At 75.8% G+C, this 923-nt stretch carries 1 protein-coding gene and 1 pseudogene; both read right to left on the bottom strand.

The window, feature by feature from the left end:
• Positions 1–569: HAD family hydrolase (locus NBZ85_RS31450; protein WP_261563462.1), on the bottom strand; the 569-nt coding region annotated here is incomplete at its 3' end.
• A gap of 113 nt (positions 570–682) precedes the next feature.
• A pseudogene (locus tag NBZ85_RS31445) lies at positions 683–923 on the bottom strand (lipase); the annotation flags it as partial.

Raw genomic sequence — 923 nt, 5'->3', positions numbered from 1 at the left:
GTCCTCCAGCACGACGCGCTGCGTCGTGCTGGAGGACAGTGCCTCGGGCGCGTCGGCGGCACGGCGAGCAGGCGGCTGGCCCGCAGGTACGGCTCGGGATCCGGCTTGCCGCGCACCACCTCGTTCCCGGCGACCGACACCTGGAAGCGTGCGGCGCCCATCGCGCCGAGCACGTGGTCCATGAGCACCCGGGCCGACGACGACACCAGCGCCAGCGGCACCCGGTGCGCCGCGAGCTCGTCGAGCAGGTCGACGGCGCCGGGTCGCGCGACGATCGCCCCGGGCGCGGCGAACAGCTCGACGATGCGGCCCATGACGAACCGCGCCGCCTCCGCGAAGCGCGATCCATCCACCCCGAGCAGCGACAGCATGAGGTGCAGCGCGGTATCCGGGCCGCGGCCCATGAGCGCCGTCTTCATCTCGGGGGTGAAGACGCCGCCGAGGTGGGCGGCGAGGTCCTCCTGCGCCCGCGTCCACAGCCGCTCGGTGTCGACGAGCAGGCCGTCCATGTCGAACAGCACCGCCGCCGGCGCGCGCCCTCCACGTGGCTCCGCGACGGCAGACGTCATCCGTCGAGCCTGGCACATTCGCCTCCCCCACGGGCCTCGATCGCGCCGCCGGCGTGGCCGTGTACAGGTCCCGGCCGCACCCCGGCCGGCGCACGACCCGCCGGGGTGCGGCCTCAGCGCGGGCCGCCGGGGGTCAGGAACCAGCGGACGACAGCGGCGGTGCCGGCCCGGTTGGAGCCGAGATGGTCGACGCCCGCGCCGAGGTCGACGATCGGGGCGTCGATACCGTGCCCGCGCAGCGCCGTGCGGCAGTGCTCGCTGTTCGCGCGGGGAACCTGGGTGTCCGCGCCGCCGACATAGAGCCGCACCGGCACCGGCACCGGCGGCGGCGGTGGCGGTGGCGGTGGCGGTGGT

This window comes from Frankia tisae (assembly GCF_025403405.1).
Taxonomy (GTDB): Bacteria; Actinomycetota; Actinomycetes; order Frankiales; family Frankiaceae; genus Frankia; species Frankia tisai.
Note: the sequence above shows the minus strand (reverse complement) of the source record. Positions and strands in the feature narration are given on the sequence as shown.